Here is a 19003-nt window from a genome sequence, read left to right as displayed (position 1 = left end):
ATGATCAAACGTGAAGTGCGTAAGGTAAGAATCGGTCTGGCCTCGCCCGATAAAATCCGCAGCTGGAGCTATGGGGAGGTCGAAAAACCCGAGACCATCAACTACCGCACCCTGAAACCCGAGCGCGACGGGCTTTTTGACGAGCGCATCTTTGGGCCGCAAAAAGACTACGAGTGCGCCTGCGGCAAGTACAAGCGGCAGCGTTTCGAGGGCAAGGTTTGTGAGCGCTGCGGGGTCGAGGTGACCAAGAGCATCGTGCGGCGCTACCGCATGGGGCACGTAGAACTCGCAACCCCAGTGGCCCATATCTGGTATGTCAAGGATGTGCCCAGCAAGATTGGCACCCTGCTCGACCTTTCGGCGCAGGAGCTCGAGCAGGTTCTGTACTTTGCCAAATACATCACCATCGACCCCAAAGGGGCCATGCTGGGCGGGGTGCCGGTGCAGAAGCGTCAGCTGCTTACCGACGACGAGTACCGCGAGCTGCGCTTTGGCCGGCAGGAGACCTATCCCATTCCGGCAGGCGTGGAGACCTTTGTCAAAGACGGCGACGAGGTCAAAAAAGGCCAGGAGCTAGCCCCCGGTGTGGTGAGCAAGATGGACGGGCTGGTGCTCTTCCGCTTCCCCCGCCGGATCCGGGTGGAGTACGCCGATAAAGAACGGGCCAGCCTGACCCTGCCCAAAGCCGCCTGGATCGAGCAGGACAGCTACAAGCCCGGCGAGCCCCTGGCCGAGCTCGAGGCCTCCTACCAGATCGTCAGCGAAGACGCGGGCGTGGTGGACGTTGAGGAGGTCGGCGACGGAGCCCTGGTAAAAATCCTGGATCCGGACACCAGTGTGGTGAATGCGATTTACCTCATTCCCGCCGGCATGCACCTCAAGGTGGGGCAGGGGGAGCTGGTGGGCAATGGCGATGTGCTGGCCCAGGGCAAAGGGCAGCTACGCATGCCCAAAGGCTTGAAAGTCGAAAAGCTGGTGGCCGAGACCTCCAAAAAAGAAGTACACCTCAGCTTCACCCTCGAGCGCCCCCGCGTGGTGGACTATCCCCTGCAGCCCCACATGCACGTGTTGGCCGCCGAGGGCACCCAGGTGCGCAAGGGCGATAAGCTGGTGGGGGCCATCGAGCCCGAAGAGGAAGTCTACGCGGAAGCCGATGGGGTGGTGCATCTGCACGAGCCCGCCTCTATCGTGGTGATGAAGGCCAGGCTCTACCCCTTCGAAGACGACGTGGAGGTAACCAACGGCGACCGGGTCTCACCCGGCGACGCCCTGGCCGACGGCGGCAAGGTGACCTCGGACATTTATGGCCGGGTGGAGGTGGACTTTATCCGCATGGCGGTGCGGGTCATCGAGTCCTACGACATCGACGCCAAGATGGGGGCCCAGGCCATCCAGGAACTGCTCAAGGAAATCGACCTGAGCGTGCTCGAGGCCGAACTGGTGGAGGAGATGAAGCACCCCAGCCGGGCCAAAAGGGCCAAGGCCAGGAAGCGCCTGGAGGTGGTGCGCGCGTTCCGCGACTCCGGCAACCGCCCGGAGTGGATGGTGCTCGAGGCCGTGCCGGTGCTGCCGCCCGACCTGCGCCCGATGGTGCAGGTGGACGGTGGGCGTTTTGCGACCTCCGACCTCAACGACCTCTACCGCCGCCTGATCAACCGCAACAACCGTCTGCGTAAGCTGCTCGCGCAGGGCGCTCCGGAAATGATCATCCGCAACGAGAAGCGGATGCTCCAGGAAGCCGTGGACGCCCTGCTGGACAACGGTCGCCGGGGCACCCCGGTCACCAACCCCGGCTCCGACCGGGCCCTGCGCTCCCTCACCGACATCCTTTCGGGTAAGCAGGGCCGCTTCCGCCAGAACCTGCTGGGCAAGCGCGTGGACTACTCGGGCCGTTCGGTGATTGTGGTGGGGCCGCAGCTCAAGCTGCACCAGTGCGGTTTGCCCAAGCGCATGGCCCTCGAGCTCTTCAAGCCCTTCCTGCTCAAGAAAATGGAGGAGAAGGGCATCGCCAACAACGTCAAGAGCGCCCGCAAGATGCTGGAGCGTTCCCGCGACATCAAAGACGAAGTCTGGGATGCCCTGGAAGAGGTCATCCACGGCAAGGTGGTGCTCCTGAACCGCGCCCCCACCCTGCACCGCCTGGGCATCCAGGCCTTCCAACCGGTGCTGGTCGAGGGTCAGAGCATTCAACTACACCCGCTGGTCTGTGAGGCCTTCAACGCCGACTTCGACGGCGACCAGATGGCCGTGCACGTACCGCTCTCGAGCTATGCCCAGGCCGAGGCCCGTATCCAGATGCTCTCGGCCCACAACATCCTCTCGCCTGCCTCGGGAGAGCCGGTGGCCAAGCCTGCCCGTGACATTATTCTGGGGCTTTACTACATCACCCAGCTGCGGCGCGAGAAGAAGGGCCAGGGTCTGGAGTTTGCCAGCATCGAGGAGGCCCTCCAGGCCTACGACGAAGGCCGGGTGGCCCTCAACGCCAAAATCAAGGTGGCAGGCAAGGAAACCAGCGTGGGCCGCCTGAAATTCGTCTTCAGCAGCGTGGACGAAGCCCTGCTGGCCGTGCAGAGCGGTGTGGTGGATCACCAGGACGTGGTGACGGTGCGTCTGGGCGATAAGCTCATCGAGACCTCGCCGGGCCGGATGCTGTTCTTGCGGATTGTGAGCGAGGCCATCGAAGACCAGGAAAAGGCCCAGGAACTCGTGAACCTCGAGGTGGCCCAGGAAAAGAACTCCCTCAAAGACCTGGTCTACAAGAGCTTTTTGGTGCTGGGCGTGGAAAAAACCGCCAAGCTCCTGGATGCCCTCAAATACTATGGCTTCGTGCTCTCCACCACCTCGGGCATTACCATCGGCATTGACGATGCGGTAATTCCCACCGAGAAGAAGCAGTACCTGCAGGAAGCCGACGCCAAGCTGGCCCAGATCGAGCAGGCCTTCGAGCTGGGCCTGATGACCGAAGAAGAGCGTTTCCAGCAGATTTTGCAGCTCTGGAGCCAGACCACCGAAAAGGTGACCAGCGCGGTGTTCAAGAACTTCGAGGAAAACTACCCCTTCAACCCGCTCTACGTGATGAGCCAGTCGGGGGCCCGTGGTAACCCCCAGCAGATTCGTCAGATCTCCGGGATGCGCGGCCTGATGGCCAAGCCTTCCGGTGAGACCTACCCGGTTCCGGTAAAGGCCTCGTTCCGCGAGGGTCTGACGGTGCTGGAATACTTCATCTCCACCCACGGGGCCCGTAAGGGTGGGGCCGATACCGCCCTGCGCACAGCCGACTCGGGCTACCTGACCCGCAAGCTGCACGACGTAGCCCATGAGGTGATCGTGCGGGAAGCCGACTGCGGCACACCGGACTACATCTCGGTTCCCCTGTTGCAGTTCGACGAGGCTTTCCGCAACAAGCGCCTGCGCAAGAAGAGCGACATCGAGTCGGGGCTGTATGGCCGCACAGTAGCCCGCGAGATCGAGGTCAAGGGCAGGGTGTTTTCCGAAGGACATCAGCTTAGCCTGGAGGATGTCAACCTCATCGTTAAGGCGGCGGAAGAGCGTCTGATCGAGGAAGTACCGGTGCGTTCACCCCTCACCTGCCGCACCCGTTATGGGGTCTGCCAGCAGTGCTACGGCTGGGATCTGTCGGCGGCCAAGCTGGTCTCGATTGGCGAGAGCGTAGGTGTGGTTGCTGCTGAGTCCATCGGTGAGCCCGGCACCCAGCTCACCATGCGTACCTTCCACACCGGCGGTGTGGCGACCGGTACCGACATCACCCAGGGTCTGCCCCGCGTGATCGAGCTGTTCGAGGCCCGTCGCCCCAAGGTAAAGGCCGTTATTGCCGAGATTGACGGGGTGGTGCACATCGAGGAGCTCGAGGACAAGGTTATCATCTACATCTCCAGCGAGGGCTTCTCTAAAGAGTACAAGGTGCCCAAGGACACCCGCCTGACCGTCAAGGAAGGCGAAACGGTAGAGGCAGGCCAGCCCCTGACCCGTGGGGCCATTGACCCCCACCAGCTCCTCGAGGCCAAAGGCCCCGAAGCGGTGGAGCGCTACCTGACCGACGAAATCCAGCGCGTCTACCGGGCCCAGGGTGTGAAGCTGCACGACAAGCACATCGAGACCATCGTGCGGCAGATGCTCAAGTATGTGGAGATCACCGACTCCGGCGATAGCCGCTACCTCGAGGGCCAGGTCATCGAGAAGTGGGACGTGGAGTCGGCCAACGAAGCCCTGATGGCCGAAGGCAAGACCCCGGCTAGCTGGAAGCCCATGCTGATGGGCGTGACCAAGAGCGCCCTCTCGACCAAGAGCTGGCTCTCGGCAGCGAGCTTCCAGCACACCACCCATGTGCTGACCGAAGCCGCCATCGCCGGCAAGCTCGATGAGCTGATTGGTCTCAAGGAAAACGTGATTCTGGGTAAGCTTATTCCTGCTGGTACCGGCTCCGACTTTGTGCGCGATACCCAGGTGGTCGACCAAAAGACCCTCAAGCGGCTCGAGGAGGCCCGCCGCGAAGCCGAGCAGGCGCCCATTGGCACGCGCCGTCCGGGTGTGCGGCCCGAGCAGCCCGCACGCGAGGTCTAACCTGGGTTTGGTTAACCAGCCACTGGATGGGGTACACTCGGCTTCACAGAGATGCGTCTCACTGAAGCTTTAGAAGGGCATCTCTGTTCTAAAGCGAAACCCTGACTTATGGGCTGTAGGCACTGTGCTTACAGCCCATAGCTATTGGATGCTATAAATGCCCGCAAGGCGGTGCTGTTGTTTGATAACAGTTGCCTGAAGACGGTTTACCTGGGGCAGGTAGATTATGAAAGCCAAACTGTATCTTACCTTTCAGCAAATTGGTGCCGATTTGTTTGCTGCCGGGTTGGCCTCGGCCACCTCGGGCAACTACTCGGTGCGGGAGGGGGAAGGGCTCTGGATTACCCGTTCGGGCGCGCAGAAGGCCCACCTGACCCCCGAGGATGTGATGTTTCTGCCGCTTTTGCCCGACCCAAAACGGGACCAGGGGGCCTCGGTCGAGCGGGTGATTCACCGGGCCATATACCAACAAACCGACGCCACCGCGGTGGTACACGCCCACCCCCGCCACGCCATTGCGCTGTCGTTTCACCTCGAGGCCATCGTGCCGATAGACCTAGAAGGGCGCTACTACTTCGACAAAATTCCTGTTTTGACTCCCAAGACAGCCTCGGGAACCCCAGAGGTTGCCGAAGCCGTGGCCGAAGCCCTGCGAGAAAACATAGCCTGTGTGGTGCGCGGACATGGGGCCTTCATTAAAGGAACCGAAGAGGCCTTGGAAAAATCGCTGTTGCAGGCCTACTCGCTCATGACCAGCCTGGAGGAAGCCTGTGAGGTGTTGTTTCTAGAGCGCCTGTGGCGAGGTGCAGGGGTTTGAGCCTCCTTGGCAGGCCCAGGGAAGGGCCCGGCATAGACCTGAAAGGGTAGACTGAAGGCGGATGAAGGTGCTTTTTGTAGAAGGCAAGAACCCCGAACCCCTGCGGGCACTGGCCCGACTGCACCCACACCCCTACCGGCTGCTGCATCGCCCCGAACAGGCCCTATACCTGCTCGAGGTCTGGGCTTTTGGCCCGGAGATGGAGGCTGCCGCGACGGGGCTCGAGGGTTATCGTAGCTGGAGTTTTGAGTTGCTCGAGGAGGGGAGACGGGATAGCGTCTTTTAGTGGCGGGTCTAATACCAGATTCGGTTAGTTCGTCACCGAACGGTGACGAACTAACCCGACCGAAGGGAGTGCTCTAGGATTCAAAAAGATAGCCTCTTAGCGCTTTTTGTTTGAAGATTATCTTTTTGAATCCGGTATAACAGGTAAGGTATGCGTGAAGAAATCGATTTGATTGCAGTTGACGATGGGGTAGAGGTCTACCTCGAGGACACTGGCCCGCTGGATGCACCGGCCATCATGGTACTCCACGGCGGGCCTGGAGGTAGCAGCTATACCTTGCGGGAGGGTCTGGAGGAGTACCTGGAGGGCTTCCGCGTGATTTACCTGGATCAGCGCGGAGGCGGGCGCAGCCCAGCCCTTCCAGAAGAACCCGGACTTTTTACCATTGATGCCCTGGTGAGCGACCTTTTCCACCTGCGCGACCACCTGGGGCTCAATTCCTGGACACTGCTGGGGCATGGGTTTGGTGGGCTGTTGGCCCTAGACTATGCCCGCCGCTCGCCCGACACCACCGAGCAGCTGGTGCTCATCAACCCCTGGACCAACTTTCCCTGGCTGGCTCGCCAGCTTTACCGGGCCGCGCTGGCACTGAAGGGCATGGACGAAAACGCAGACCTAGAGATTCCTGAAGACGGAACCCGGCTGCTGCAGGAGGCTTTTGCCACGGTAGAGCCAAAGGCTGCATTCGACCGGCTGCTGTTTCCCAGCCCGCATAGCCGCATGGAATATGAGTGGATCGCCGAGGGATCAACCGTGGTGGGGGCCGATACCCCGGGACGTATGTTTGTGCTTAACGGGCTTTGGCGGCTAGACTACACCCCCTTTGTGCTCGAGGTGCAGGCAGCCACTGCGGTTTTGCTGGGTGCCCTGGATGCCAGCAGTTACCCCGAAGCCCAGACCATTGCCGACCTGGTTGGCGGCCAGCTCGAGCTGATTGAGGGTGCGGGCCATTATCCCTGGATTGACCAGCCCCAGGCCTTTGGGGAGGCGCTGCAAAACGCGCTTCAAAACGTGCAATAGCGCGCTCTTCAGAGAAATTGCTAAAGACCCCTGGGGAGAAGGGCTTCTTATATGAATCCCACCGGCTGGCCCTGGAAGCGTAAGCGTTAAGGCACGATCTGGTAGCCTAGCCCGCGAGGTCAGCGAGCAGGCTTCCTGGGCCATGGCCCACGAGCTGGCCTAAGCACAACGCCCCGGATGTTTAGCAATATAGTGCCCTCTTCACAAATATTGAGCTGCTCACAACATGATTGCTTTGTCCGAATGGGAAGCAACGTCTGCGAAGGGTGCGATAAGCGAGTTTTAGGTTAAGCGCAATACACAGCCCTCCTGGGATAGAAGGTAGCCTCAATCTGGGAGGAAGTTTATGAAAAAGTGGATGGCGTTGGCGGGATTGCTGTTTGTTGGGGCGGTTTTAGGACAGGTGTCGAGCCTGGCGGAAAATATCCGCAATTATGCAAGCTGGACCCGGGTAAACGTGAATAAAATCAATACCGCTGGTGCACACGCATTGGGTAAGGACGTCTATGTCAACCTGACCCCAGACCGCCTGCTGGGCGCAAACGGAAACTACAAGCTACCCTTTGGTCAGGGCACCATTTTTGTCAAGGAGCGCGTTGATCCCCAAAGCCTGCAAGTTACCAACATATATGTGATGCAAAAGCGCAGCAACACAGCGGGTGACTGGGCCTGGGCAGCCTACGAGCGCAAAGGAGACACTTTTCAGGGCGGAACACTGGCCAACCCGGCGATGTGTGTGGACTGCCACCGCCAGGCCAGCGCATCTGACCTGGTATTTACACCCTGGGGCCGCAGATAACTAGGCCATTTCACCAAAGCCCTCGAGCCAGTCCTCGAGGGCCTTTAGATTGACCCTATACCGACCTCGAGTACCTTGCACAAGCCCCAGGTTTCTGAGCTCGCCCAGGCTGTTGGTAACCGACACCCGTGTGGTTCCACACATGGCTGCCAGGTCTTCTTGCTTGAGCTCCATGGGTAAATCGCGCCAGGCTGAGTAATCGGGCACGCTGAAGCGTTGTGCGAGCCAGGCCAGGGCGCGTCCCAGACGAAACGCTACAGGAGCTGAAGCCACCTCGAGCTGGCCCTCCAACAAGGTCACCCGTTGCGCCAGCACCTGGGCCAGCCGTAGTGGCACGTTGGGCAACTCACGCGAGACCTGCTCGACCTGGCTCTTTCCCACCGGACAGATCATCACCCGGCTCAGGCAGACTGCGTTGCTGGTATGGGTTGCGTCCTGATCCAAAAAGTTAATGCCCAGCAGGTCGCCGCTGCCAGCCACATAAACGATGCGCTCCTGGCCTCCTGCGACCATCCTCAGCAGTTTTACCTGGCCCTCAATCAGGATGATCAAGCTCTGGCAGGGTTCACCTGCACGGTGCAGCAGCTCGCCGGGCTGGAAGATTCGGGGCGGGCAAATCTGTGCCAGCCTTTCGCGCTCGTATTCGCTAAGTCGCTCCAAGAAACCGGGCTGATGAAGATAGGGCATTTGAACCCGATTTTACCCAAGGCTGGCAGGGCTTGGGGAGTTTGTGTGGTTCATGCAGCCCCTAAAGTTTTAAAAATGAGCCTGCAGTAGTGGCTCGAGAGGGACTCGAGGGTTAGTTTGCCGCCGGGCCGGTACCAGTGGTACGTCCAGTTCAGGGCCGAAAGTATAAACAGGCTTGCTAGCCGAACATCCTCGACCTGAAACTGGCCCTGCTGAATACCCGCCTCGATAATCCGGCGAAAGTGGGCCTCGTAGGCATCCCGGCGGGCAGTAATTTTTTGTTGCAGCTCGGGGTTCAAAAATTTCCACTCATGAAAGAAGACCGTGGCGTTATCCAGCTCGCGCACGATGACCGCGAGGTGTCCGTGCACAAAGCGCTCGAGCTGCTCTTTGGGTGATAGGTCGGAAGGTATTGCTTCAGCATTGCTCAAAAACTCATCTGCAGCCCGATTTACCAGCTCAAACAATACCTCTTCCTTCGACTGGATGTGGGCGTAAAGGCTTCCACCTTGCAAATTAACGGCTCGAGCCAGATCCCGCATCGAAGTGGCGTGAAACCCCTGTCGGCTGAAAAGCTGACCGGCTGCATCCAGAATTTCGTCGCGGCGGTTTACCTTTTCTGCTTTGGCCACTTCAAACGAACGGTTGTTTGACACCTTGGCGCAGAGTATAGGATTTGAGCATGGCTGCGTCAATAGTGCCGGGCGCATTTGCCTGCCCGTACAGCGCATCACATTGGTGTATAGCTTCTCCTCTTGCGCATCTATCTGACCAAAGCGTACACTTGAACTCGGTAGGTGAACCATGAGCAACCCGATTGTCATTCGTAACTTCTGGTCTCGCGCCTAAGCGCGACCCAAGCCCGATCCGCATTTACCACGCTTCAGCGTTTCTCGGCGGCCTTCGGGCCGCCGATCGGTTTGGAGGAAAAATGTGTTCTTTGGAACTCTTAGCAACCTTCGACCCCAGCCCAAAGCCTTGGCTGTTTAGATACAGGACTCAATTATGCTAACCTTGATACCCGCCCAAACCAAGCTCGCCATCGAGGTCTCCGACCTCAAAAAAGTTTTCCGCAAGCGCGAAGGACTGCGGGCCCCCCTCAAGGAAGAATGGGCCCTGAAGGGGGTTTCTTTTTACGTGCAGGAGGGCGAGACCTACGCTCTTTTAGGCCCCAATGGCTCGGGCAAGTCCACCCTGATTCGCATCCTTTCCACCCTGCTCACCGCCGATGGCGGCACGGTGCGGATGCTGGGGCATACCCTCCCCGAAGGGGAGCGGGAGTTGCGCCGCAAGATGGGCCGGGTGAGCGTGGATGCGGCCTTCTATAAAAAGCTCTCGCCGCGGGAGAACCTCTTGTACGCTGCACAGCTCTACGGCCTCGAGCCCCGCCAGGCCGAAAAGCGGGCCATGCAGATTCTGGAGCAACTGGGCCTCGAGTCGCGCCGCTTTAGCGACCCCATCGAGGAGATGAGCCGGGGTATGCAGCAGAAGATTGCCATTGCCCGGGCATTGCTCATCAACCCGCCGCTACTGCTTTTGGACGAGCCCACCACCGGCCTCGACCCCAAAAGCCGTCGCGACGTGCAGGCCTTCCTGGAAGACCTGCGGGCCCGCGAGGGTACCACCATCCTGCTCACCACCCACGACATGGCCGAAGCCGAGCGCCTTTCGCACCGCATCGGCTTTCTGGCCCACGGACGACTGGTGGCCGAGGGTACTGCTGAGGAACTCAAGCGCCAGGCAGGGAGCCCCGACTTAGAGGAGGCCTTTATTGCCCTTACCGGCGAGGAGCTGGACGAAGAGGCCACCATCTAGTAGACAGCTTGATGTGGCCGGAGGCCTTAAGCGCTTAGAGATAGCCAGAAATCTGGGCCCCCGAGCGAAAGGAGTTTTATGCTTGAACGATACATCCGCCCCATGTGGGCTTTTGTCTTCCGCGACTGGCACCTGACCCGGCGCTATATGAGCTGGGTAGTGGTGTTCGTGTTTTACGCCATCGTCAACTCGGCCACCATTGCCCTCATTGGCAAGGCCCAGGACGACTTTCGCCTGACCCTGACGCTGTTGCTGGGGGTGCTGTTGTGGTCGTTTTTGTCGGCCATGTACAACGAGATTGCCAACTCCATCAGCTACGAGCGCTGGGAGGGTACGCTCGAGTACACCTTTATGGCCCCGGTCTCGAGGCTCATCCACCTTTCGGGGGTCTCGCTGTTTGCCATCATCTTTAGCGTGCTGCGCACCATCGTCATTTTGGTGGGGCTGGTGCTCTTCATCCAGGTCTCGGTGAACGGGGCCAACCTGCTGGGGGTGCTGGTGGTCTTGCTGGTAGCCAGTCTGGCCTTCATGGGCCTGGGTCTGATGGCCGCCATTCTGCCGGTGATGTCGCCCGAGAACGGTGCCCAGGCCACCAACATCTTCCAGGGCATTTTGCTGTTGGTTTCGGGTATCTACTATCCGGTGAGCGTACTACCAAGCTGGGTGCAGCCCCTGGCCTACCTGAGCCCGGCCACCTATGCCCTGGAAGCCTGCCGCAAGCTGATGGGCATCAACCACCCCGACTCCACCCCCGACAAACTGGTGGGTGCTCCGCTTTCTTCGGTGCTGCCCGAGCTGGGCATCTTGCTGCTGATGGGCGTGGTTTTGATTCCGCTGGGCCTTTTGGTTTTCCACACCGCCGAGATGTGGGCCAAGCGCACCGGCAAACTCAAGCGTACCGGCTAAAATGCAACCAGCGGAGCGTTGGTTTTGCTGCAATCAGAACGAGCACACGGGGGCAACATGATTGAAGTCTCTAACCTGCAAAAAGCCTATCGGAAGTTCGTGGCGGTAAAGGGCATTTCGTTTGCGGTAAAGGCCAAAGAGGCGTATGGCCTTTTGGGCCCCAACGGCGCGGGCAAAACCACCACTTTGCGGGTGCTGGCTACCTTGCTCAAGCCCACTGCCGGAAGCGTAAAGGTGGCGGGCTACGATGTGGTGCGAGAGTCGCTGGAGGTGCGCCGCAACCTGGGCATCGTCAACGGTGGCATGAAGGTCTACGACCGGCTCACCGGCTACGAGGTGCTGGACTTCTTTGGCAGCTTCTACGACCTGTGGGGGCCCAGGCTCAAAGAGCGCATTGCCTGGGCTGCCGATTTGCTGCACATCGAGCAGTCGGTACTGAATAAGCAGGTCAAGGACATGTCTACCGGCATGCAGCAAAAAATTGTGATCGCCAGGGCCATCCTGCACCAGCCCCAGGTCTTGCTGCTGGACGAAGCCACTGCGGGGCTGGATGTGTTTGCCCGGCGGGCCTTGCTCGATTTTGTGCGGGCGTATGTGGATCTGGGCAAAACCCTGATCTACTCGACCCACGTGATGAGCGAGGCCCAGGAGGTCTGCGACCGCGTGGGCTTTATTGACAAAGGCTTGCTGGTATATGAAGGGAGTCTGCAGGAAGCCCTCGAGCTTGGCTCGGGCAACCTCGAGCGGGCCTTCATCCGGCGTCTGGAACAGGCCGCGTGAGGGGTAGGCGCATGAACGAAATCCTGATCATTGCCCGCAAGGAGCTGCTGAGCGTGGTGCGCGAGCGCCGGGTGCTCTTCACTACCATAATTCTGCCGATTGTGATTATGCCGGTGCTGATGTTCGGGCCGATTCTTCTATTTGGCAATGCTGCGCGACAAACCCAGGAGTCGGTGCAGAAAGTGGGGGTGGTTGGGGTTCCAGCGGTTGTACTGGAGGAGCTAAGGAAAGCCAGAGTCGAGCCGATCGAGATTGTCAACCCCCAGCAAGCGGTGCAGAACCGTGAGGTGGAAGCCGCATTGGTATTTGAGAACGGCGTCTACACTCTCTACGGCAGGCTTTCTGGCGGGGCTACCCAGAGCGCATTGGTGGTCGAAAAAGTGCAGAACGCTTTGAGTACCTACAAAGACCAGGTAGTGGCCGAGCAGCTCCGAGCCAAGGGTGTTAGTCCAGAAGTACTGGAACCTTTCCAGGTCGAAACCAAAGATGCTTCGCGCGAGCAGGAGCAAGCAGCGGGCCTGTTCGCTTTTCTGATCCCATATTTCCTGATCGTGTTCATTCAATCGGGTGGAATGCCGGTGGCGGTGGATGCTACGGCGGGTGAGAAGGAAAAAGGAACGCTCGAGGCCCTCCTGGCGGCCCCTGTACCGCTTGTCCAGATTTTGCTGGGCAAGGGGCTGGCGGTATTTGTGATGTCGTTGCTCTCGACCTTTGCTGCAATTGCCGGGCTCTTGCTGGGCGGGGGTGTGTTTCGCAATCTTTTTGCCGTGCAGATTCAAGCAGTCCAAAATGGAGGGAACGCGGTTCAGTTGGGAGGTGCTTTGGCCCTGGACCCGCTGGGCTACCTTTCCATCGTCCTCACGGCGGTATTGTTTGCCCTGCTGGTGATTGCCATCATGATCTCGCTGGGCCTCTATGCCCGCACCTTCAAAGAGGCCCAAAGCTACATGAGCCCTTTGATGCTGGTGATGATTATTCCCATCCTGTTTCTTCAGTTCTCCGATTTTCTCAAACTGCAAGACTGGTATTTTGCCCTGCCCTTCGTGGGCGTGGTGCTAGCGCTGGATTCTATTGTCAAGGGCGCTGCTACCGTGGCTCAACTCAGCAATACCTGGGCTTCCACCCTGCTCTACGCTGGACTGGCCCTTTACCTGGCCTACCGCAACTTCCAGCGGGAGGATGTGGTGTTTAGAAACTAGCCTGAGAGATCAGGCCGGGGGAACCACAAGTTTTCATTCTTGATGCACTGACGGTAGTTCTGCGCGAGTAGGTTGAGGGCATGTCAGGTAGATTCCACCGAACCCAAGCGGCGATGCTGTGTTCTGCCTGGCTTAGAATCGTGCGCTGATGTCAAAAGCACCAGGACCTGATGTTTGAATGCGTAGGCTGGCTGTGAGGAGGCGTTGAGGTGAAGGATGCGCTGAAAATTGCCCGTAAGGAGCTTTTGACCTATGTGCGCGAGGATCGTTTTTGGCTAATGGTTTTTTTGCCGTTGGTGATTATGCCCTTGCTGATCAACCTACCTTTACTGTTGATGGGTCACTTCTTACAGCAAGCCCAAAGCAGGCCGCAGATTGTGGCCATCAAAGGGGTGTCCCAAGAGGTTCAGATTCTTCTGCGGCAGGCCAATTTTGTAGTGCAGTCCAGCCCTGACCCGCGCAAGGCTGTTCGAGAGCGGCTTGCGGCGGTTGGACTGATCTACTCCGAGGGGCGCTACACCATCTTTGACCAAAACAGTTTTCTCAGTCTGCGGCTTTCGGCAGCAACCGAGCAGACCCGGCAAGTTTTGCAGCGGTATAAAGAACAGGTTTTGCTCGAGCGCCTGCAATCCCGTGGGCTGGGCCTGGTAGACCTCGAGCCCTTCACCATCGAGACCCAGAAGGCGGCCAGTGAACGAGAGCAGTCCCTGGGCCTACTGGCACTCATCATTCCCCTTATGCTGGTGGGTCTGCTTATCTCGGGAGGACAGGCCATGGCCCTCGAGGCCACGGTAGGAGAGAAAGAAAAGGGCACCATAGAGGCCTTGCTTTCTGCGCCTGTAGCGCCCTGGAAGCTACTTCTAGGCAAGGGGCTGGCTGTTTTGGTGGCAACGGTTTTCCCTGCCACGACTTCGTTTATTGGGGTCGTTTTGGGAAGCATGTTTGTCAGGATGGGCTTTTCGGGCCAGATTCAGGCTTTGCCCGATGACCTTGAAGTGCAGTTGGGAACACTGGCCCTCGAGCCAGCCGACCTGGCAGCGATCTTTCTCACCTCGGTGCTTCTGGCTTTTTTTGTGGTAGCAGCGATGCTGGCGCTGGGCATTTTTGCCCGCACCTACCGTGAGGCCAACATTTATTTTGACCCTTTGGATATGTTGGTGATGTCGCCGCTTTTGCTTTTTTTTGTGTTCGATTTCATCAAAGTCCAGGACTGGTTTTTTGTCCTGCCCGGCCTGGGGGTTGTGGTGGCGATAGATGCCATCGTGAAGGGAACCTCGAGCCCCTGGCAGCTTGGCCTGACCTGGGTTTCCACCCTGGTGTATGGTTTGCTGGTGCTGTACCTGGCCTTCAGAAATTTTAGCCGAGAGGACGTTGTTTTTCGCAACTAAGCCAGCGGCAGCGCCACCGGCGGCTTCTCGCTCAGGATGGCCTCTACGTCCGGGTACTGCTTGATGTTGTAAAAGGGGTCGCGCTCGGCGGGGATAAAGCCTGCGTCGGCAATGTGCCGCACAATCTGGCGCACCGTAGCGTGGGTGCGGTTGTGACCACCTGCTGCGCTGACCACGTTTTCTTCCAGCATGGTAGAGCCAAAGTCGTTGGCCCCGTAATAAAGCGCGGCCTGGGCCACCTTGAAGCCCATGCTGGGCCAACTGGCCTGCAGGTTGGGAATGTTGTCCAGGGCAATGCGTGCGATGGAAAGCTGCTGCAGATACTCGTGGGCACTGGCCCCCGGCGCCTTGCCCTTTAGGCGGGTGTGCTCGGTTTGCAGCGTCCACATGGCAAAGGCCGCGAAGCCCTGCCCGTACTCGCGTAGGGCCTTTTCCTGCTGAAGGCGGATCTGGAGCAGGTGGGCGATGCGCTGTTCATAGGTCTCACCAAAGCCGATGACCATGGTGGCAATGGTGTAGAGTCCCAGACTCTGGGCGGTGTCCAGGATGCGGAACCAGTCGCGGCTCTTGATGCGGGCAGGAGCCGCTTTGGCCCGCACCTCGTCCACCAGAATCTCGCCGCCCGCGCCCGGCAGGCCGTCCAGACCTGCTTCTTTGAGCTCTGTTAGCAGTTCGCGGCAGTCGCGCCCGGTAATCTTTTCCAGGCCCAGAATCTCTTCGGGGCTAAAAGCGTCAACGCGCACCTCGGGGTAGTGCTGCTTCAAGTAGCGCAACAGATCCAGGTACCACTCAAAGGGCAGGTCGGGGTTGACCCCCCCTTGCATCAGGATGCGCCGCCCGCCAATTTGCATGAGCTCTTCAATTTTGCGGCCAATCTCCTCGAAGGAAAGCACATAGGCATCGCCCTGCCGCTTGGTGCGGTAGAAGGCGCAAAAGTTACAGGCCACATTGCAGATGTTGGTGTAATTGATATTGCGGTCGATCAGGTAGGTAACGACCTGGGGGTTGCCGCGCTGCAACCGCAGCTCGTGGGCTGCTGCAGCTACGTCGGGTAAGGGGAGCTGGTATAGGTCGCGTATCTCGTTGGCGGAGAGTCGTTCGCCCGCTACTGCGCGGCTCAAAACATCCATGCCTCCATTCTACTAAGTGGTTTTCTGGAAATAGTAGGACAAACAACCCCTGCTGGCTTGATGGTTGATCGGCCACTGGCTCGAAAGTGTCGCAACCGCTTTGCTAAAGGCTTTTGGAATCCCTTTAGGCTGGAGCGCCCAACTTATACCGGATTCAAAAAGATAATCTTCAAACAAAAAGCGCTAAGAGGCTATCTTTTTGAATCCTAGAGCACACCCCTCGCTGCGCTCGGCGAAGAAAGCGTATCCCTTCGGTCGGGTTAGTTCGTCACCGTTCGGCGACGAACTAACCGAATCTGGTATTAGCCGAGATTTTTTGCATCATGACCTTGAAATTCGGCATTTGCAAGGCATCCTACGAAGAGGAAGACTGGACGGTTGGGGTCTTAGTCCTCGTCCTCATCCTCGTCCCAGTCCTCATCTTCCGACTCGATATCGTCGATGTAGTAGTCTTCGATGTGGCTGGCATCGGCCATAACGCGGCCTTTGCTCATAAAGCGCAGACCCTCTTCGTCAATCTTGATATTTAGATCGTCGAGGTCGGTATTGTCGGGGACGTGTACCTGCATCATCACGGCCACTTCTATTCGCGTATCAACCTCCGGTTCTGTAAATCTAGGCATTTGATGTCAGGAAAACTTAGGCTCGAGTTTTTCCTGAGAACCGGTAGCGCAAAATAGAAGCGTACATTTTCAAGCGCAGACCCAGGCCCCTCCAGAAGCCGCGTTTCTGCTCCTTCATTACTTGACCGGCCCCGCGGAGTTCCACATAGGCCCAGCGGGCCTGGCTGCGGCTCAGGTGGTCGGTAATGGCCGGCTCGGGCCACCGTTCTTGAGTTAAGTTGGGCACACCTTTGAGCCAGTCGGTCTTACAGGCACGCTGGCCCGACAAGAAAGGGGTGGCCCGGTTGCCGAAATCGGTCATCAGTCCACCCGACTTAAATACACCGATGGCCATGTCCAGCTTGCCGCTGCGAACAGGCTCGAGTATTTCCAGCAAGTGTTTTGCTTTTAGTCCAACTAAGTCAGCATCGAGCAGCAATAGATAGGGGGTTTGGACATGGGCCAGCCCACAGGCCAGGGCCTGGCTTTTGCCGCGGTTCTCTGGCAGCCGCAACACCCGTGCCCCAGCCCGTTCGGCTCTTTCGGCGGTTCGGTCGGTGGAGCCGTCGTCCACTACCAGAACCGGCAAACCGGCATCCCGCGCAGCGGCTACCACAGCCTCGATCTGCGCTTCTTCGTTGTAGGCGGGAATCAGCACCGTGGTGTCCACTGTGGCCTATTTTACCAACTTGCTGCTCAATGAGCAGAAACAATTCGCTGCTGGGCTTTGGTCGGCGTCATGAGGTTGGCGCTCGAGGTTAGCCGCCCACCAGGTTGCGGATATCGTTGATGGTTACCAGCACAATCAGGAGAATTAAAAAGATAAAGCCCCCATACGAGAGGCGGGCTTCGGTCTCGGGTTTGATGCGTCCACCGCTGATCGCATTGGCAAAGAGCACCAGGATACGACCCCCATCGAGGCCAGGAATGGGCAAGAGGTTGAACACGGCCAGCGAAAGGTTGATGACTGCCAGCAGCCCCACCAGGGTACTCAGCCCCTGTTGCGCCGCTTGCCCCGTGATGTTGACAATACCTACCGGCCCTGCGACGCCCTGGGCTTGCTGGCCGCTCAGGATGCGGACGATGCTTCCCACGAACTCCTGCACGAAGCGCGGCACGGCCACCACTGTTTCGCCGATAGCTCGAGCAAAGCCCTGAAAGAAATTGATGCGGGTATAGCCGATGACTTCGGGCCGGTAGACGATGCCCAGCCGGGTCTGGGTGTTGTCCCAGTTGAAGCGCACCGTGGTTTCGACCCCATCGCGCAGCACCACAAAAACCTTTTCGCCGGGGGTCTGGCGGAAGCGCGTGACCTGGTCGTAGGACTCGAGCTTCACCCCATTCAGGCTAAGAATGCGGTCGCCCACCTTAAAACCAGCTTGCTCGGCCAGGCTGCCAGGGAGCACCTCGGTCACGATGGCCTGGGTCTGAGGGATGCCCTGAATAGAGGAGAGAGCCCCCAGCACCCCCCAGGCCAGCAGCAGGTTCATCACAACCCCGGCAACTAGAATGAAAAACTTGCCCAAGCCCGACAACCGCGCGTAGCCGTGGGTATCGCCGGGCATCATGCCTTCAATTTCGGCATAGCCCCCCAACGGAATGGCATTAAGTCGAAAAGTGGTTCCCCAGCGGTCAAACTTGAGCAGGGTCGGGCCAAAGCCTAGCCCAAAGTTCTTGACCCCTACCCCCTGAACCCGGGCGGCCAGGTAGTGGCCCAGCTCGTGAACGAAGATACTGATGGAAATGATTAGAAGAAACCAGAGGATGCTCATGCTTTACCCCGCACAGTTTTGAAGGCCGGAAAGATTCATCTTCAGACCTTTACTTCCAGCAGTTCTCGAGCCAGCTCGCGGGCCTCGAGGTCGGCCTGGAAGATATTGTCCCAGGTGAGCGGGCCGCTGGGGGTCTGCTGCAACACTTTTTCCAGCAGCCAGGGAATCTCGAGGTAACCGATCTGGCCCTTCAAGAAAGCCTCTACCGCAACCTCGTCGGCGGCGTTGAGCACCGCCGGGGCCAGTCCCCCCATGCGCCCGGCCTGGTAGGCCAGGGCCAGGGCCGGGAAGCGCTGGGTGTCGGGGGGAAAAAACTCCAGGCGCTCGGGTATAGGTGCATCGCGCAAAGGTGTGGGGGGCCTTTGAGGGTAGGTCAGGGCGTACTGGATGGCCAGCCGCATGTCGGTAGGCCCGAGCTGGGCTTTGATGTTGCCGTCCTGAAAGCGCACCATCGAGTGCACATACGACTGCGGGTGAATCTGCACCTTTACTTTTTCGATCGGCACCCTAAATAGCTGTACGGCCTCCAGAACTTCCAAGCCTTTGTTGAACAGGGTGGATGAGTCAATGGTCACCTTGGGGCCCATCTTCCAGCGGGGGTGGTTTAGGGCCATTTGGGGGGTCACGCTGGAAAGGTCGGCGGGTTCGTGCAGGAAAGGGCCCCCAGATGCGGTAAGAATCAGCTCGGCAACGTCTTGGAAGGGTTCCCCCACTAGGCTCTGGAAGATGGCCGAGTGCTCCGAATCCACCGGGATAATCTCGGCCCCGTGCTGTGCGGCCTCCTGCCATAAGAGCGGCCCGGCGGCCACCATGCTTTCCTTGTTGGCCAGGGCCATACGGCGCCCTTGCTGCACTGCCACACGCACACCGGGCAGACCTGCCAGGCCCGGGATGGCCCCCACCACCACCTCGGCGGGCCAGGCGGCCACCTCGAGGGCATCTGCAATGTGCAGTTTGGGGAAACGTTCTCGGAGAACTGGCAGCACTGCGGGGTCGGCTGCTACTGCTTCGGGGTGAAATTGCGCGATCTGCTGCGAAAGCAGCTCGAGGTTCTTGCCCGCCACCAGCCCCACCACCCGGTAGCCGCGCCAGCGACAGACATCCAGGGTCTGGGTGCCAATGGAGCCGGTAGAGCCCAGTACAACAACGCGTTTGGAAGTTTCGCTCATTGTGGGTCAGTGTACAGGTTTGGCGGCCTGGGTCTGTAAGCAGACCCGCAAG

General features: G+C 59.1%; 17 protein-coding genes. 10 read left to right on the top strand and 7 right to left on the bottom strand.

Annotated elements, in window-relative coordinates:
- The first annotated feature begins 3 nt into the window (after positions 1-3).
- From Q355_RS0109200 to Q355_RS0109180, 5 genes are all read left to right on the top strand, one after another.
- The gene (locus tag Q355_RS0109200; RefSeq protein ID WP_027877537.1) at positions 4-4581 is read left to right on the top strand and encodes a DNA-directed RNA polymerase subunit beta'; all 4578 of its coding nucleotides are present in this window, start codon (positions 4-6) and stop codon (positions 4579-4581) included.
- A gap of 226 nt (positions 4582-4807) precedes the next feature.
- Entirely contained in the window at positions 4808-5398 is a 591-nt protein-coding gene (locus Q355_RS0109195) for a class II aldolase/adducin family protein (RefSeq protein WP_027877536.1), read from the top strand.
- A gap of 61 nt (positions 5399-5459) precedes the next feature.
- Positions 5460-5684, top strand: a complete 225-nt coding sequence (locus Q355_RS0109190) for a hypothetical protein (protein WP_027877535.1) — start codon at positions 5460-5462, stop codon at positions 5682-5684.
- A 150-nt stretch (positions 5685-5834) separates the two neighbouring features.
- The gene (locus Q355_RS0109185) at positions 5835-6704 is read left to right on the top strand and encodes an alpha/beta fold hydrolase (RefSeq protein ID WP_027877534.1); all 870 of its coding nucleotides are present in this window, start codon (positions 5835-5837) and stop codon (positions 6702-6704) included.
- Positions 6705-7050: 346 nt separating this feature from the next.
- A complete protein-coding gene (locus tag Q355_RS0109180) occupies positions 7051-7503 on the top strand; it encodes a cytochrome P460 family protein (RefSeq protein WP_027877533.1) in 453 nt (150 codons plus the stop codon).
- Here Q355_RS0109180 and Q355_RS0109175 read toward each other — a convergent pair whose 3' ends face one another.
- Both Q355_RS0109175 and Q355_RS0109170 read right to left on the bottom strand, forming a co-directional pair.
- Entirely contained in the window at positions 7504-8190 is a 687-nt protein-coding gene (locus Q355_RS0109175; RefSeq protein WP_027877532.1) for a Crp/Fnr family transcriptional regulator, read from the bottom strand.
- A 50-nt stretch (positions 8191-8240) separates the two neighbouring features.
- Entirely contained in the window at positions 8241-8846 is a 606-nt protein-coding gene (locus Q355_RS0109170; RefSeq protein ID WP_051529367.1) for a TetR/AcrR family transcriptional regulator, read from the bottom strand.
- Between the two features lie 349 nt (positions 8847-9195).
- On the opposite strand from Q355_RS0109170, the gene Q355_RS0109165 reads away from it, so the two are divergent.
- From Q355_RS0109165 to Q355_RS0109145, 5 genes are all read left to right on the top strand, one after another.
- Positions 9196-10005 carry an ABC transporter ATP-binding protein gene (locus tag Q355_RS0109165; protein ID WP_027877530.1) on the top strand — a complete coding sequence of 270 codons (810 nt, stop codon included), beginning with the start codon at positions 9196-9198 and terminating at the stop codon, positions 10003-10005.
- Positions 10006-10083: 78 nt separating this feature from the next.
- The gene (locus tag Q355_RS0109160) at positions 10084-10911 is read left to right on the top strand and encodes an ABC transporter permease (protein WP_027877529.1); all 828 of its coding nucleotides are present in this window, start codon (positions 10084-10086) and stop codon (positions 10909-10911) included.
- A gap of 57 nt (positions 10912-10968) precedes the next feature.
- Positions 10969-11691, top strand: a complete 723-nt coding sequence (locus Q355_RS0109155) for an ABC transporter ATP-binding protein (RefSeq protein ID WP_027877528.1) — start codon at positions 10969-10971, stop codon at positions 11689-11691.
- Between the two features lie 11 nt (positions 11692-11702).
- A complete protein-coding gene (locus Q355_RS0109150) occupies positions 11703-12890 on the top strand; it encodes an ABC transporter permease (protein WP_027877527.1) in 1188 nt (395 codons plus the stop codon).
- Between the two features lie 209 nt (positions 12891-13099).
- Positions 13100-14278, top strand: coding sequence for an ABC transporter permease (locus Q355_RS0109145; RefSeq protein WP_027877526.1), 1179 nt, complete (start codon positions 13100-13102; stop codon positions 14276-14278).
- Here Q355_RS0109145 and mqnC read toward each other — a convergent pair.
- The 5 genes from mqnC to dxr all read right to left on the bottom strand — a co-directional run bounded on the left by mqnC (position 14275) and on the right by dxr (position 18951).
- Positions 14275-15408: a cyclic dehypoxanthinyl futalosine synthase gene (gene mqnC, locus Q355_RS0109140; protein ID WP_027877525.1), complete on the bottom strand. Its 1134-nt coding sequence runs from the start codon at positions 15406-15408 to the stop codon at positions 14275-14277. The genes Q355_RS0109145 and mqnC overlap by 4 nt on opposite strands.
- A 386-nt stretch (positions 15409-15794) precedes the next feature.
- Entirely contained in the window at positions 15795-16031 is a 237-nt protein-coding gene (locus Q355_RS0109135) for a hypothetical protein (protein WP_027877524.1), read from the bottom strand.
- A 16-nt stretch (positions 16032-16047) separates the two neighbouring features.
- Positions 16048-16680, bottom strand: a complete 633-nt coding sequence (locus tag Q355_RS0109130) for a glycosyltransferase family 2 protein (protein WP_027877523.1) — start codon at positions 16678-16680, stop codon at positions 16048-16050.
- An 88-nt stretch (positions 16681-16768) separates the two neighbouring features.
- Positions 16769-17782 carry a M50 family metallopeptidase gene (locus tag Q355_RS0109125; protein ID WP_027877522.1) on the bottom strand — a complete coding sequence of 338 codons (1014 nt, stop codon included), beginning with the start codon at positions 17780-17782 and terminating at the stop codon, positions 16769-16771.
- A 41-nt stretch (positions 17783-17823) separates the two neighbouring features.
- On the bottom strand, positions 17824-18951 hold the full coding sequence (dxr, locus tag Q355_RS0109120) for a 1-deoxy-D-xylulose-5-phosphate reductoisomerase (RefSeq protein WP_027877521.1): 1128 nt from the start codon (positions 18949-18951) through the stop codon (positions 17824-17826).
- Positions 18952-19003: the final 52 nt, after the last annotated feature.

The sequence above is a fragment of the Meiothermus cerbereus DSM 11376 genome (assembly GCF_000620065.1).
Lineage (GTDB): Bacteria > Deinococcota > Deinococci > Deinococcales > Thermaceae > Meiothermus > Meiothermus cerbereus.
This window is presented reverse-complemented; position numbering and strand designations above follow the sequence as displayed.